The following is a 573-nucleotide window of genomic DNA, read 5'->3' as shown; positions in this document are numbered from 1 at the left end:
ATGCTCTGACCTTCGACCGCTTGAAAGCTTGCATGTGCTTTGGCGTCGCCGACGTTCCAGTCAGACGTGACCAAGATGCGCTCAGCATTGACTTCGAGTACATCTGTGATTTGCATTTCGAGTTGTCCGTTTGGGTCGTGTGGGCCCAGTTGCGACCCTTGGCTCAGGTTGACTACTGCCCGCTTACCTAGGCCCTCAGCCACCTCAAAAACATACCGAACTGCGTCGGTCACATTGGCCGTGCTCGGGAACACTCCACGCGCCGCAGCAAGTTTCACGACGATCAGGTCTGCTGAACTGGCAACGCCGACACAATATCCCCCGGCTCCCCAGCCGTTGCTCGCGATGATGCCGGCCACCGCCGTGCCGTGCCCGGTGGTATCGACCGTAGGGAGAGCCGCCGACGACCCCAAAAAATGGAGGCCGATTGCGGCTGCGTCCCACTCGCTCCCATAGTTGTACGCCGCCGGGCCCTGCCCGATGGAAACTCCCTGGTCCCACAGTCGAAGGATCCGGGTTTGACCCCCAGGCCCGATGAGGCTGGGATGGGTGACATCCACTCCTGAGTCGATG

Annotated in this window: 1 protein-coding gene; it reads right to left on the bottom strand. The window is 60.7% G+C overall.

All coding sequences use genetic code 11. The features are described from left to right. Positions 1-560, bottom strand: a 560-nt coding sequence (locus tag FXN61_RS49950; protein WP_312878608.1) for a S8 family serine peptidase, incomplete at its 3' end; no start/stop codon positions are given. Between the last annotated feature and the right edge of the window lie 13 nt (positions 561-573).

It is taken from the genome of Lentzea indica (assembly GCF_012184385.1).
Classification (GTDB): domain Bacteria; phylum Actinomycetota; class Actinomycetes; order Mycobacteriales; family Pseudonocardiaceae; genus Lentzea; species Lentzea indica.
Note: the sequence above shows the minus strand (reverse complement) of the source record. Positions and strands in the feature narration are given on the sequence as shown.